General features: G+C 74.3%; 11 protein-coding genes (1 of these 11 running past the window's edge). 4 read left to right on the top strand and 7 right to left on the bottom strand.

Features of this window, described 5'->3' with window-relative positions; genetic code table 11:
• Both RV983_RS30630 and ptsP read left to right on the top strand, forming a co-directional pair.
• Positions 1-44, top strand: the 3' end of a protein-coding gene (locus tag RV983_RS30630) for a PTS sugar transporter subunit IIA (protein WP_475988943.1). It extends 406 nt beyond the left edge of the window; the window shows 44 of its 450 coding nt (coding positions 407-450); its start codon lies off the left edge, out of view; its stop codon occupies positions 42-44.
• An 80-nt stretch (positions 45-124) separates the two neighbouring features.
• Positions 125-1795, top strand: coding sequence for a phosphoenolpyruvate--protein phosphotransferase (gene ptsP / locus RV983_RS30625; RefSeq protein WP_475988942.1), 1671 nt, complete (start codon positions 125-127; stop codon positions 1793-1795).
• 75 nt (positions 1796-1870) lie between these two features.
• Here ptsP and RV983_RS30620 read toward each other — a convergent pair whose 3' ends face one another.
• Entirely contained in the window at positions 1871-2800 is a 930-nt protein-coding gene (locus RV983_RS30620; protein ID WP_475988941.1) for a hypothetical protein, read from the bottom strand.
• A 143-nt stretch (positions 2801-2943) separates the two neighbouring features.
• Positions 2944-4959 (bottom strand): acetoacetate--CoA ligase, encoded by a 2016-nt coding sequence (locus RV983_RS30615; RefSeq protein WP_475988940.1) that lies wholly within the window; start codon positions 4957-4959, stop codon positions 2944-2946.
• 220 nt (positions 4960-5179) lie between these two features.
• On the opposite strand from RV983_RS30615, the gene RV983_RS30610 reads away from it, so the two are divergent.
• Positions 5180-7534: a glycoside hydrolase family 31 protein gene (locus RV983_RS30610; protein ID WP_475988939.1), complete on the top strand. Its 2355-nt coding sequence runs from the start codon at positions 5180-5182 to the stop codon at positions 7532-7534.
• Here the strand turns inward: RV983_RS30610 and RV983_RS30605 are convergent.
• Positions 7528-8037, bottom strand: coding sequence for an NUDIX domain-containing protein (locus RV983_RS30605; protein ID WP_475988938.1), 510 nt, complete (start codon positions 8035-8037; stop codon positions 7528-7530). The two genes, RV983_RS30610 and RV983_RS30605, sit on opposite strands and share 7 nt — an antisense overlap.
• Positions 8038-8126: 89 nt before the next feature.
• Here RV983_RS30605 and RV983_RS30600 point away from each other — a divergent pair, with 89 nt between their 5' ends.
• Entirely contained in the window at positions 8127-9533 is a 1407-nt protein-coding gene (locus RV983_RS30600) for a VWA domain-containing protein (protein ID WP_475988937.1), read from the top strand.
• On the opposite strand, the gene RV983_RS30595 is transcribed toward RV983_RS30600, so the two are convergent.
• Genes RV983_RS30595 through RV983_RS30580 form a run of 4 tightly spaced genes read right to left on the bottom strand, consistent with a single transcriptional unit; the run spans position 9464 to position 13789 of the window.
• A complete protein-coding gene (locus RV983_RS30595) occupies positions 9464-10777 on the bottom strand; it encodes an adenylosuccinate synthetase (protein WP_475988936.1) in 1314 nt (437 codons plus the stop codon). The two genes, RV983_RS30600 and RV983_RS30595, sit on opposite strands and share 70 nt — an antisense overlap.
• Before the next feature lie 50 nt (positions 10778-10827).
• On the bottom strand, positions 10828-11838 hold the full coding sequence (locus tag RV983_RS30590) for a hypothetical protein (RefSeq protein ID WP_475988935.1): 1011 nt from the start codon (positions 11836-11838) through the stop codon (positions 10828-10830).
• Positions 11839-11858: 20 nt separating this feature from the next.
• Positions 11859-12896 (bottom strand): protein kinase family protein, encoded by a 1038-nt coding sequence (locus RV983_RS30585; RefSeq protein ID WP_475988934.1) that lies wholly within the window; start codon positions 12894-12896, stop codon positions 11859-11861.
• Positions 12893-13789: an NUDIX hydrolase gene (locus RV983_RS30580; protein ID WP_475988933.1), complete on the bottom strand. Its 897-nt coding sequence runs from the start codon at positions 13787-13789 to the stop codon at positions 12893-12895. The genes RV983_RS30585 and RV983_RS30580 overlap by 4 nt, the downstream gene beginning before the upstream one ends.
• Positions 13790-14265: the final 476 nt, after the last annotated feature.

The raw sequence follows: 14265 nt of genomic DNA, 5'->3' as shown, positions 1-14265 counted from the left end.
ACGCCGACGTGATCGCCGGAGCCACCCTCTTCTCCTGGACGTAGCCTTTTCGGCAAGGCCACTCCCGACGCAGTGACACAAAGAACGCGGTCGCGTGCGTCCGCGACAACCGGAGACGGGTGAGATGGAGACAACGCTGCGAGGCGTCGGTGTCAGCCACGGTGTGGCGATCGGCGAGGTACGGCACATGGGCACCGCGGTGCTGGAGCCCCCGGCCAAGCAGATTCCGGCCGAGGAGGCACCGCGGGAACAGGCGCGGGCGCGGCAGGCCGTCGAGGCGGTTGCCAATGACCTGATCGCGCGCGGCAATCTGGCCGGCGGCGAGGCGCAGGCGGTACTGGAGGCCCAGGCGCTGATGGCGCAGGACCCCGAGCTGATGGCCGACGTGGAGCGGCGCATCGCAGTGGGGAGTTCGGCGGAACGCGCGGTGTACGACGCCTTCGCGTCGTACCGGGCGCTGCTGGCCAACGCGGGCGAGTACCTGGCGGGCCGGGTCGCGGATCTGGACGATGTGCGGAATCGGATCGTGGCGCGGCTGCTCGGGGTGCCCATGCCGGGTGTGCCGGACAGCGACGAGCCGTATGTGCTGATCGCGCGGGACCTGGCGCCGGCGGACACGGCGCTGCTGGACCCGTCGCTGGTGCTGGGGTTCGTGACCGAGGAGGGCGGCCCCACCAGTCACAGCGCCATCCTGGCCCGGGCCCTCGGGGTGCCCGCCGTGGTGGCACTGCCGGGCGCGACGGAGCTGACCGAGGGCACGGTCATCGCCGTGGACGGCAGTACCGGCGACATCTTCGTCGAGCCGGGGAAGGAGCGGCGGGCGGAACTGGCGAAGGCGGCGGCCGAGCGCAGGGCGGCGCTCGCGGCGTCGTCGGGGCCGGGCGCGACCTCGGACGGGCACATGGTGCCGCTGCTGGCGAACATCGGGGGGCCGGCCGACGTCCCCGCCGCGGTCGCGGCCGGTGCCGAGGGCGTGGGTCTGTTCCGTACGGAATTCCTGTTCCTGGACGATTCCAAGAAGGCTCCTTCCGAGGAGAAGCAGTTCGAGGCGTATCGGCAGGTGCTGGAGGCCTTTCCCGAGGGCCGGGTCGTGGTGCGCGTCCTGGACGCGGGCGCGGACAAGCCGCTGGATTTCCTGACGCCGGCGGACGAGCCGAACCCGGCGCTCGGGGTGCGGGGCCTGCGCACGCTGCTGGCGCACCCGGACGTACTGCGGACGCAGTTGCGCGCGCTGGCCGCGGCCGCCGAGGGACTTCCGGTGTACCTGGAGGTCATGGCCCCGATGGTGGCGGACCGCATCGACGCCAAGGCGTTCGCGGACGCGTGCCGGGAGGCCGGGCTGCGGGCGAAGTTCGGTGCGATGGTCGAGATCCCGTCGGCGGCGCTGCGGGCGCGGTCGATCCTGCAGGAGGTCGAGTTCATCTCGCTGGGGACCAATGACCTGGCGCAGTACACCTTCGCGGCGGACCGCCAGGTCGGGTCGGTCTCGCGGCTGCAGGACCCGTGGCAGCCGGCGCTGCTGGACCTGGTGGCGGCGGCCGCCGAGGCGGCGCGCGCGGAGGGCAAGAGTTGCGGTGTGTGCGGCGAGGCGGCCTCCGATCCGCTGCTGGCCTGCGTGTTGACGGGTCTGGGTGTGACCAGCCTGTCGATGGGCGCGGCATCGCTGCCCTACGTCCGGGCGACGCTGGCGAAGTACACGCTGGCGCAGTGCGAGCGTGCCGCGGCGGCGGCGCGGGCGACGGACACGGCCGACGAGGCGCGCCGGGCGGCGCAGGCGGTGCTGTCCGGCGAGTGAGGTGCGCGCGGTTCCCACGAGGGGCGTCCCGCCGGTGTGCGGGGCGCCCCTCGGCGCGTCGGCTGCACCGTGCGGTCAGTCCTCCGGGGGCGGCAGTGGAAAGCCCGGGCGATGGACGACACCGGGCTCGGGCGGGACGGGCTCGCCGGTCTCGGCGTCCGTGCAGTAGGCGTTGAAGACCTCGGCCTCGCTGAGCGGGCGGAGCCAGCCGTCGCGCAGCGTCCAGCCGCGGACCTCGTCGGGAGGCCCCGCGCCGGGGCCGCCGCGTCCCGTGGCTGGGGCGGTGCTGCGCACGACGAGGCCTCCGGGGCTGTCCGTCGCCAGGCCGGCGGCGAGCACGGTGCAGCATACGAGGGCCTCTGCCTCGGCGAGGTGGACCATGCCCTGCTCGTCGCAGCGGGCGTGCATCGCCGCGAGGAGGGTGGTGTCCTCGGTGGGGACGCTGCACACCACGTGGTGACTGCCGGGGCCCGCGGCTTCGAGGAGCCGGGTCAGTGCCTGGGAGGCACGGTCGAAGGAGGTCCGGGCGAGGTCGTCGCCGCAGCACGCGCAGTCCCCGGCGCGCGCGAGGATGTCGCCGGCGAGCTCCCAGGTGGCCTGGCGGGTCGTCTCGTACTCGATCTGCGTGATGAGGTGTTCCAGCGCCTGACCCGCGTACGGGACGGTGGGTCCTGAGGCGGTGACGTCCGCCGCGTAGCGCGCCCGTGCGCGGGAGGTGTCGGGGTCGCCGCCGGTGTCCACGCAGTATTGGGCGTACTCCCCCGGGTCGAAGACCCCGACGCGGACGTGGATGCCGCGGGAGGTCAGGGAGCGCAGAAGCCCCTCCATGCGGCGCAGGTAGTCGGCGTGGTCGTGGAACCGGAAGCTGCGGTAACCGCGCATGGCGTCGAAGTCCGCGGCCGCGGTCAGGAGCGCGACGGTGGTCGGGGCCTCGCGGCGCAGTGCGCGCCGGCCGGTCCTGACGGTGGGTCGGGCGGTCTTCGTGCGATTCCTGGTGTGTGTCATGGCTCCCCCTGAGTGCGACGGTCAATGCTCACTCACCGTAACCGGGGGCACTGACAGTGACGGCCCCGTCTGCCTCAGGGTGGGCGGGGTGGGAGGGGCTGCCCGCGGCGGGCAGCCCCTCAGGACCCTCAGGCCCCAGTCGCTCAGCTGTGGGTGCGGGCCAGTTGCTCGTAGAACGCCAGGAGCCCGATGTCGTCGACGGATCCGGGGTTGACCGCCTTGGCGAGTGGGGTTCCCTGGAGGAGCTTCTTGACGGGGACCTCGATGCGCTTGCCGGTGAGGGTGTGCGGGATGCCGGGGACCGGGATGATCTCGTCGGGCACGTGCCGGGGGGAGAGCTGCTCGCGGATGGTGCGCTTGACCTTGTCGCGCAGGACGTCGTCGAGTTCGGCGCCCTCGGCGAGCTGGACGAACAGCGGCATCCAGTAGCCGCCGTCGCTCTGTTCGACGCCGATGACGAGGGACTCGCGGATCTCGGGGAGCCGTTCGACGACCTCGTAGATGTCGGCAGAACCCATGCGGACGCCCTGGCGGTTCAGGGTGGAGTCGGAGCGGCCGTGGATGATCACCGTGCCGCGGGCGGTGAGGGTGATCCAGTCGCCGTGCCGCCAGACACCGGGGAACATCTCGAAGTAACTGTCGCGGTACCGGGCGCCGTCGGGGTCGTTCCAGAAGTGGATCGGCATGGACGGCATGGGGTTGGTGACGATCAGCTCGCCGACCTCGTCGATGACGGGTTTGCCGTACGCGTCCCAGGCCTGCAGGTCGGTGCCGAGGCAGGGCGCCTGGAGTTCCCCGATGTACACCGGGAGGGTCGGCACGCCGCCCGCGAAACAGCTGCAGACGTCGGTGCCGCCGCTGACGGAGGCGATCCAGAGGTCCTCCTTGACCTCGTCGTGGATCCAGCGGAAGCCGTCCGGCGGCAGCGGGGAACCCGTGGTGGCCACGCACTTGACGCCCGAGAGGTCGTGGTCGCGGCCGGGGCGCACGCCGGCCTTGCGGCAGGCGATGACGTACGCGGCGGAGGTGCCGAAGACGGTGGTGCCGGTGCGTTCGGCGACGCCCCACTGGGCTCCGGTGTCCGGGAAGCCGGGGCTGCCGTCGTACAGGACGATCGTGGCGCCCGCGAGCAGACCGCCGACGAGGAAGTTCCACATCATCCAGCCGGTGGAGGTGTACCAGAAGAAGCGGTCCTGCGGCCCGAGGTCCATGTGGAGCCCGGTCTGCTTCAGGTGCTCCAGCAGGATGCCGCCCTGGGACTGGACGATCGCCTTGGGCAGGCCGGTGGTGCCGGAGGAGTACAGCACCCACAGCGGGTGGTCGAAGGGGACCTGCTCGTAGACCGGTTCCCGGTCGCCGGAGACCAGGGCGTCCCACTCCAGCGTGCCCTCGGGGGCGGCGGTGCCCAGCAGCGGGATGTGGACGACGGCGCGCAGCGAGGGCAGTTCGGCGCGCAGTTCCGCCACGACCGCGGTGCGGTCGTGCTCCTTGCCGCCGTAGCGGTAGCCGTCGACGGTGAACAGGACGACCGGCTCGACCTGCTGGAAACGGTCGAGGACGCCGCGGGCGCCGAAGTCGGGGGCGCAGGAGGTCCACACGCCGCCGACCGCGGCGGTGGCCAGCAGGGCGACGACCGCCTGCGGGATGTTGGGCAGGTAGCCGCTGACCCGGTCGCCGGGGCGGACCCCGAGGGCGCGCAGTTCGTGGGCGAGTGAGGCGACCTGACGGCGCAGTGCCGCCCAGCTCGTCTCGCCGATGTCGTGGCGCTCGTCGAGGTGGAGCAGGGCGGGCGCGTCGGCGCGTGCGGGGTCGCCGGCCGGACGCAGCGCGTGCTCGGCGTAGTTGAGGCGGGCACCGGGGAACCACCGCGCGCCCGGCATGGCGGGGTCGGCGAGCACCGTCTCGTACGGGGTGGAGAAGCGCACGTCGAACCACTCGACGACGGACCGCCAGAAGGCCTCGGGCTCGCGCACCGACCAGGCGTGCAGCGCCGCGTAGCCGGCGACGGGGTCGGCGAGGTCGGCCGCGGGCGCGCCGTGGTGTCCGGCGGCCCAGTTCTGGAAGCGCGTCACCTGGGCGCCGGCGACGCGGTCGGGGCCGGGCTGCCACAGCGGCCGCGTGGTCTCCGCGGGGGTGGCGGGCTCGGATGTGGTGCTCATGGGGCGGCTCCCGGACGGTACGCGGCGCTGCGTGGTGTGCGGTCGGACCGCGGCGGGCGGAATGTCCCGGCGCGCGGATGGGCAGGACGATGCCACGTGATCGTCTTCGGCGCCAGGGCCCACCCCACACATGCGAGGGGTGTCACCATGTGCCGGGCCCCCGGTGAACAGGGGCTCTGCGGGCGGCGGGGCGGCCGGGAACGGTGAAAGGGTGGGGCTCATGGATGCTGGGGACCTGGTGCGGCAGGTGCGGGCGGTCGGTTCCGCGAACGGGCTGCGTTCGGTGCGCGCCGCGTGGCGCCGGCAGCGGACGGACGCGCGGGACCTGCCGCGACGGGGCCCCGAGCGGGCGCGGGTGCCGGGGACGGCCGAGGGCGCGGACCCGCTGCCGGGCGGCGGGCTGGTCCGGTTCGCCCGGTCGAGCCTGCGGGTGCGGGTCACGGCGGGCGGCGCGGTCTTCTGCGGCTGGGACGGGGCGGAGCCCGAGCCGTCGTACGCCCTGGCGGGAGGCTGCCCGGACGCGGACGTGCGGGCGGTGATGGAGCCGGACAAGGACGGCTGGCGGGTGGTGTCGGAGCGGGTCACCGTGACGGTGTCGCGGCACGGCGCGGTGGAGTTCCGCACGCCCGGGGGGCTGCTGCTGCGCAAGGACCTGCCGCCCCGCTGGTGGGACCCGCTCGGCTCCCGGGAGGGGACCGAGGCGCGCTGGGTACAGCGTTCGGAGACGGCGGCGGACGCGGCGGTGTTCGGGCTCGGCGGCCGCGGGTCGGGGCCGCGGCTGGGCGAGGGCTCGTACCGGCTGTGGAACACCGATCCGGACGGGACCTTCGAGCCGGAGACCGATCCGCTGTACATCACCATGCCGGTGCAGCTGGTGGTGGCGGACGCGGGCAGCCACCTGGTGTTCCACGACAACACCTGGGACGGCCGGGTGACGCTCCGCGACGGCGAGGAGGGCGCGGGGTCGGGGCACGACCGCCCCGGCGGCTGCGAAGTGCGCGTGGACGGCGGTCCGCTGCGCTACTGGGTGATCCCCGGCACGCCGTCGCGCGTCCTGACCGCGTGGACGGCGCTGACCGGACGTCCCGCGCTGCCGCCCCGCTGGGCCCTGGGGTACCAGCACTCGCGGTGGGGCTTCGGCTCGGGGGCCGAGGTGCGCCGGGTCGCGGCGGGGTACCGGGATCGCGGGCTGCCGCTGTCGGCGATCCACCTGGACATCGACCACTACGACGGCCACCGGGTCTTCACCGTCGACCGCGAGCGCTTCCCCGATCTTCCGGGATTGGCGCAGGAGTTGCGGACCGAGGGCGTGCGCCTGGTGTCGATCGTCGACCCGGCGGTCAAGGAGGAGCCCGGCAATCCCGTCCACGACAGCGGGACGGCCGCGGACGCCTTCGTGCGCGACGCCCAGGGCGGGACCGTCCGGGGTGTGGTGTGGCCGGGCGAGGCGCTGTACCCCGACTTCACCGACCCGCGCGTGCGCAAGTGGTGGGGCGGGCTGTACGCGGAACGTCTGGCGCAGGGCTTCGCCGGGGTGTGGCACGACATGAACGAGCCGGTGTCCTTCTCGGCGTTCGGCGACGCCACACTCCCCCGCTCGGCCCGGCATGCCCTCGAGGGCCGCGGCGGCGACCACCGCGAGGCGCACAACGTCTACGGCCTGACGATGGCACGGGCCGGCTACGAGGGCCTGCGGGAACTGCGCCCCGACAACCGGCCGTTCCTCTTCTCCCGCTCGGGCTGGGCGGGCATGCAGCGGTACGGCGGCACGTGGTCGGGCGATGTCTCGACGGGCTGGCCGGGGCTGCGGGCCTCGCTGGCGCTCGTGCTGGGCCTGGGGCTGTGCGGGGTGCCGTACTCGGGGCCGGACGTCGGCGGGTTCACCGGCAGCCCGTCGCCGGAGCTGTATCTGCGCTGGTTCCAGATGGCCGCCTACTTCCCGTTCTTCCGCACGCACTCGGCGATCACCGCGGGCCGTCGCGAGCCGTGGGAGTTCGGGCCGCGGGTGCTGGAGGGCGCGCGGGTGGCGCTGCGCGAGCGGGAGCGGCTGATGCCGTACCTGTACACGCTGGCGCACGGGGCGCGGCAGTCGGGCGCCCCCTATGTGCGACCGGTGTGGTGGGGCGACCCGGAGGACCGCAAACTGCGCTCGTGCGCGGACGCGTTCCTGCTGGGCGACGCGCTGCTGGTGGCCCCGGTGATGGAGCAGGGCGCGACGGAGCGGGCGGTGCGGCTGCCGCGCGGCGTCTGGTACGACACGGCGACCGGTGAGGCGTACCAGGGGCCCGGACAGGTGCTGCTGCCCGCGCCGCAGGAGCGCATCCCGGTGCTGGCCCGCGCCGGGTCGGTGGTGCCGGTGGCGGAGGACGACGGGGCGGTGGCCCTGGAGGCGTGGGCGCCGGCGGCCGGGCGCACGGGCGGGGGCCTGCTGGTCACCGACGCGGGCGACGGCTGGGCGGAGCCGCGCACGGAACGTTTCACCTCCCGCCTCGCGGACGGCGGGGTGGTCGTGGCCCGCGAGGGGCACGACGAGGTGGGCCACGCCGTGCGGGTGCGGGGCGCCTCCGCTCAGTAGCGGCCGGCGAACCAGTTCCGCACGGCCTCCGTGTGCAGCGGGAAGGCCAGTTCGGCGGGCGCGGTGAGGATCTGCCGGGAGTCGGTCTCGTCCGTGGGGACGTCCGGCGGCAGATCCTCCTCGGCCCACTCGGGCAGCAGTCCGAAGAGCAGCACATGGCCGGTGTCGCCGCTGAGGGCGTCCGCGAGCCGGACGTCGGAGACGGAGGCCTTGATGCCGGTCTCCTCGTCGAGTTCGCGGACCACGGCCTGCTGCCAGGTCTCGCCGTGGTCGACGAATCCGCCGGGGAGGCCGAACCGGCCGCGCGCCGGCTCGATGGTGCGGCGGACGACGACCAGCCCGGTCGTGCCGGCGGTCCGCACGGGCAGCAGCGCGATCGCGACCGGCAGCGGGTTGCGGTAGGTGACGTTCCCGCACACGGGGCAGGTCCGGGGCCATCCGGCGCCGGGACCGAACTCCGCCCCGCAGTAGGAGCAGTGGCTGTCCTTCTGGCGACTGGTCACCCGCGGACTGTATCCGAGACGGCACGGCCGGCGGGTGTCGGCTGCCGATACCTGTCCGACACGGCGGGTGACAGGGCAGACTGACCTGCGTGACACCCGAATCCCTGCGAAAGGGCGCCAATCTCCCGGTGCCCGTGCCCGCCGTGCGGGCCGTACTGGACTGGTCGCCGGGCCCCGGCGTGCCCGACGTCGACGCCTCGGCCCTGCTGCTGACCGCCGAGGGGCGGGTACGTTCCGACGGCGATCTGGTCTTCTACAACCAGCCCGTGCACGGCTCCGAAGCCGTACGGCACGTCGGGAAGCAGGCGGGTCCCGCGCAGGCGACGGACGCCCTCGACGTGGACCTCGCACGCGTGGAGCCGGCCGTCGAGCGGATCGTGCTCTGCGCGTCCGCGGACGGCGGGACCTTCGGGCAGGTGCCGGGGCTCCGGCTGCGCCTGCTGGACGCCCGCAACGGGGCGGAGATCGCGCGCTTCGACATGCGGGCGGAGACGGAGACGGCGTTCGTCGCCGGGGAGCTGTACCGGCGCGGGGGCGTCTGGAAGTTCCGGGCGGTGGGCCAGGGCTGGGCGTCCGGTCTCGCCGGGCTGGCCACCGACTTCGGCATCACCGTCGACGCGCCGGCGCCCGAGCCCCCGGTCGCCCCGTCCCCGCCGCCTCCTCCGTTCCCGGGGACCGCAGCCGCGCCGGTCCCGGCTGCCGGGGCTCCCCCGGCGCCGGTCACGCGGCTCACGAAGGGCGAGGAGCATCTGCCGCCCGACATGCGCAAGCGCCTCAGCCTCCGCAAGGAGCAGGTGGCCGTCAGCCTGCGCAAGCACGGCGCGGCGGACGTCGTGGCGCGGGTGATCCTCGTGCTCGACGCGTCCGGGTCGATGAGCGGCCTGTACGCGCGCGGCGTCGTCGCCGGCGTGGTGGAGCGCATGGCGGCGGTCGCGGCGCAGATGGACGACGACGGCGAGATGCAGGCGTGGACCTTCGCCTCGTACCCGGCGCGCCTGCCGGACCTGCGTCTGGCGGAGCTGCCGGAGTGGCTGCGGCTGCACGTGCGGGTCGGCGAGCTCAGCCTCTTCGGCCGGCCCAAGAAGCCGCGTCACGGTATGCAGCCGGGCCAGGTCGACATGCGGCTCGTCGGCATCCAGAACGAGGAGCAGAAGGTCATCGCGGAGGTCCGGGCGTTCGTGCGGGCGAACCCGGCGGCCGCGCCGACCCTTGTGCTGTTCTTCTCCGACGGCGGCGTCTACCGCAACGCGCAGATCGAGCAGCAGCTGCGGGAGGCGGTGGAGGAGCCGCTGTTCTGGCAGTTCGTCGGACTGGGCCGGGCCAACTTCGGTGTGCTGGAGCGCTTCGACACCCTGCCGGGCCGGCGCGTCGACAACGTGGGGTTCTTCGCCGTGGACGACATCGCGACCGTGCCGGACGCCGAGCTCTACGACCGGATCCTCTCCGAGTTCCCCTCCTGGCTGACCGCCGCGCGGCGGGCGGGCATCCTCCGCTGAACCTCCCGCTTGTCGGCGGCCGTAGGCCCGTACGACTCCAGGACGACGGGGGCGGCCAGCGCCTCCCCCACGGCCCGCGACCAGGCGGCCGGGTCGGCGCCGGGGATGTCCCAGCGCGCCGGCCGGGCCGTCGCCAGACGGTCGGTGAGCACGGCCTGGACGGTCAGGTCACCGGGGCGGCGGACGGGCAGCCGGCTCTCCCCGGTGTCGTAGCCGCGGACGAGGCGGAGCGCGGGGCAGCGCGCGGGGGCGTCGAGGTGGGTGAGCGCGAGGGCGTCCACGCCGCCGCACACCTCGACGGCGTAGGCGTGCGCCACGGCGTCGAAGTGGCCGACGCGGAAGGCTCCCTGCCAGGCGCCCGTGCCGTTGTGGGGTTCGGGCAGCAGCGCGGCGAGCTCGCGGTCCTCGGTCATGTGCGGCCCGGGGCCGTGCCGCGTGGTGTAGGCGCGGACGACCCCGAGGCGCCTGGCCGGACATGACCGGCCCGACTCGGCCAGCAGCGCCTCGGCGTTGGCGAAGGTGGTCGTCGACCACGTGGTGTACGGATGGAAGCCGTGCCACTCGTCGAGGAGAACGCCCTGGGCGCCTTCGAAGACCACGGACCCGGTGCGCAGGACGCGGGCCAGGTGCGCGCCGTCGGTGAGGGTCACGGCGCGGGCGAACGCGGTGAAGGCGTCGGCGCAGTGCTCGGGCGGCGGGGCGGGCAGGGCGCGCCCGAGCTCGTCGGCCAGGCGGTCGTGCAGGAGGCGGAGCTTGCGCAGCAGGCGGGCGCGGGAGACGCAGTCGCCGGCGGTCGGCGCGTCCTCGGGGTGCGCGAGGGCGTAGGCCGCGGTCTCCCCGATGCCCATGCCGCACGAGCCGTGCCGCCCCGCCCCGCGCGCCCGCTCGCGCAGGCGGTTGGCGGCGGCGTGGTACGGCGTGGTCAGCCGTGCCTCGCGGTCGACGGTCAGCAGGGCGTACGGCGCCGCGACGCCGAGAGCGATGAGATGGTCGGCCTCGGCGGCCAGCGCGAGCGGGTCGACGAGCATGAAGCGCGACAGGTGCGTCGGCACCCCGTGCAGAGTGCCGGAGCCGAACTGGGCGAAGGTGTGGTGGCGTCCGTCGGCGGTGACGACGTTGTGGGCCGCCTGGGCTCCGCCGTTGAAGCGGACCACGGCGTGGACCGGCCCGGTGGCGCAGAGCCGGTCCACGACGGTGCCCTTGCCGGCGTCGCCGTAGCCGAGGTCGACGACGATGGTGTGCACGGTTCGGGGTCCCTCCGGTGGGGTTGGCGTGACGGTGCCGGGCAACGCCGCTACAGGCGCGTGGTGCCCGAGGGGGTCTGCCCGCCGTCCGCGTCGTTCGCGTCGTCGAGAAGGGACGTGTCCGTCACCGCCACGGCCGAGCGGTCGCGGCCGAGGGCGGCGAGGGCCTTGCTCACGGAGGCGGTGGCGGCGGAGCCGACGTCGGCGAGGTCGTCCAGCCCCTCGGCGAGGTCGATGGCCTCCTCGCCGAGACCGACGGTGAGGGCGATCGTCTCGCAGACGGCGTCGAGGTCGTCCAGCTCGATGACGTTCTGGCCGAGCAGCTTGCGCCAGGCGCCGAGGACCTCGGCGTTGCCGACGTACGAGGAGCCCGCCGGCAGGATGTAGTAGATGTCGAACCTCTGCCGGAGTTCGGCGACGATCTGTGTGACGGGGATGTCCTCCGGCAGGTCGTCACCGAGCACCTCGTACACCTCGTCGGCCTTGACCCTGCCGTAGGGCAGCTCGTCGCCGACCAGGAAGAGGTAGCCGCGGCGGCCGCGCTTCTCGTGGCAGTCGAGCGAGGTGTGGCGGGCCATGGCGTAGAGGGCGAGCTCGTAGGACTCGGTCATCTGGCCGCCGCCCCCGCCCTCCAGCAGGATGTTGCCGAGGTCGTCGTCCATGCGGTTGTCGGACTCGAACTGGCCGAGCTGGAGCGGGACCCGGTCGCAGGTGGCGTCGCCGATCGCGCCGAAGAGGATCTGCGGATGCTCGGTGTAGCCCTTGCGCAGCAGCAGGCCGAACAGCTCGGGGAGCTTGGTCTGCAGCACCTGCGGGACGGTCCGCATGGAGCCGGTGACGTCGAACAGGACGGCGATGGCGAGCGAGGTGGGGTGCTCGTCGGAGTCGCGGCTCTCGCGGACGCCCATGCCCTTCGGGTCGAGCGAGGGGTGCGCCGCCCAGGAACCGCGCGGCGCGGACGAGGTGACGCGGTCGCTGTAGGCGAAGGCGCCGGTGCCGGAGGCGGCGCGGTAGCGCGCGGCGGCGTCGTAGACGTTGGTGGACCAGCTTCCGCTGCCCATGGTGTTTCCCCCTTGGTGCGTCAGGTGTGCGTGCGGGTGCCCGGCATGGTGAACGGGCGGAAGGCGCGGGGGCCGTAGAGGCGTTCTTGTGCCTCGTCGAGCTCCGCGAGCAGCCGCCACGCGTCGTGCGGACGGCGGGCCTCGGAAGGGAGCGTGCAACCGCGGAGGAAGGCGCGCAGCGGCGTGGGCGCGCGGTCCCCCATCAGTTGCTCGACGCACCGCGAGGCGAGGTGGATGTCGGTGGCCTCGGTGGCGGGACGCCGGCCGGTGACCTCCGGCGGATAGACCGCGCGATGCCGCTCGACGAGGGCGGGGACCGTCTCGCCGCGTCCGGTGGAGTAGCACCAGTCGATCAGGACGAGGCCGTGCAGGGCGGGGTGGATCAGGACGTGTTCGGGCAGGACGGCACCGTGGACGATCCCGGCGCGGTGCGCCCAGCCGAGGGCGACCAGCAGCCGGCGCCACATCCAGGCGGCGTCGCGCGGGTCGAGGCCGCCCGGGTGGTGGTCACGGACCTCGGCGAGGGTGTGGAAGCCGCGCAGCCGCTGGAGGGCGTTGACGCGGCGCTCGGTGCCGTCGGGGCCGCGGTGGCGGAACGACTCGACGAGGCGGGGGGCGTAGGCGCGGTGCCGGGCGTCGGCCACGGTGTGCAGCCGGGTGAGGGCGTCGGCCTCACGCTCCATCAGGTCGTTGTCCGCGGGGCGGCGCGGGATCTTCAGCACGGTGTCCTCGCCGCCGGCGCGCAGCACCGCCAGGTCGCCGGCGGCGAGGACGCGGCCCAGCGGGTACGTGCCGCGGGCGGTGGTGATCACGGGGCCGTCGCCCGTGTGCAGCCGCCACTGGGCGGTGAGCCGGACGAAGGCCGCCCCCGCCTCGGCCGCGCGGCCGGCCGGTGCCGTGTCGGGGTGGAGCAGACGGGCGAGCCTGCGGTAGTGGCGGGCGGCGTCGGCGGCGTCGGAGGGGAACGGACGGCCGAGGGCGGCCAGGGCCTCGTCGAAGGTGCGCGGGCGGCGGGTCGTCGTGGGGCGCGTGCTCGTGGGGCCGGCCGTGGCGGTCATCGGACGCTCTCTTCCCGGTCGGGGCGGAGCAGTGCGGGATGCAGCAGGCGGGCGTCGCCCGCGCGGTAGAGACGGGCGCGGGGGCCGCCCTTGGAACCGCCGCGTGCGGCGGTGGCGCCGGTGGACTCCACGAATCCGGGGACGGACAGGATCTTGCGGTGGAAGTTCCCCGCGTGCAGGCTCCGGCCCCACACCGCCTCGTAGACCGAGCGGAGTTCGGTGACGGTGAACTCCTCGCCCAGGAAGGCGGTGGCCAGCAGGCTGTACTCGATCTTGGACCGGGCGCGTTCGAGTCCGTCGGCGAGGATCGTGCCGTGGTCGAAGGCGAGCGGCGTGCCCGTGCCTGTGCCCGTGACGGACGGGACGTCCCCGGCGGACCGGCGGCCGGAACCACCCCCGTGGATCCCGGCCGGCCGGTCCTGCTCCATGGGACGCGGCAGCGCCGCGTCAGGGTTCCCCTCCAGGGCGAGGGACGCCACCGGGACCCACTCGGCCGCGGCGGCGTCGCTGCCGGCGCGTGCCTCGGGGAGGTCCGGGGCGAAGGCGAGATAGGCCACCGAGACGACGTGCATGCGCGGGTCGCGGGCGGGCGCGCCATACGAGCCGAGCTGTTCGAGGTGGACGCGGCCGAGGCCGTGCTCCTCGTCCAGCCCGGTCTCCTCGGCGAGTTCACGGGCGGCCGCCCGGTCCAGGGATTCACGACCGGCCCGCACGAAGCCGCCGGGCAGCGCCCAGGCACCCTCGAAGGGCGGCGCACCGCGCCGCACGAGCAGCACGTGGAGGCTTCCCTGACGCAGGGTCAGTGCGACGACGTCGACCGTCACGGCGATGGGGTCGAAGGCGCGCGGGTCATAGGCGGCGAGGAAGTCGTCCTCGCCCTGCCGGTCTGCCATCCCCCGTCACCCCTCGGGCAGTTGTTCTCACTTCGAGTATTTCTCGCTTCGAGAAGAACTTAGCAGCCGGCTCCGCCACCGTCCAGCCTGTTTCCGTCACGAACCCCGCCGGGCCCCGCCGCTGACCAGGCGTCACGACCGAGCAACCCCCGGGCGCCCACCGTGAACGCCGGTGCGGGAGCCGGGGGCGGATTCCGGTCAATCCCGGCGGAGGCCCCGCCCGGTCCGCGGCGGCGGCAGCCCTTCGCACGTTCACCCGGACGCACGAGCCGAGCTGCCGGCCGTGGGGCGGACGGACGCACGGCAGGTCACGGGTGCCCGCGTGGGGGTGACGGCCACGCCGGGCCGGTTCGGGCACGGCTCGTCGGTGGTCGTAATCAGGTGATCTGTCCGATAGCTTGACGCTTCATCACCCCAGGACAACACTGCCGGGTGGCGCGGAAGCCGGGCGGGAGGCGGGACCCTCCGCCCCCGTG

The organism is Streptomyces sp. RLA123 (genome assembly GCF_056270165.1).
This window is presented reverse-complemented; position numbering and strand designations above follow the sequence as displayed.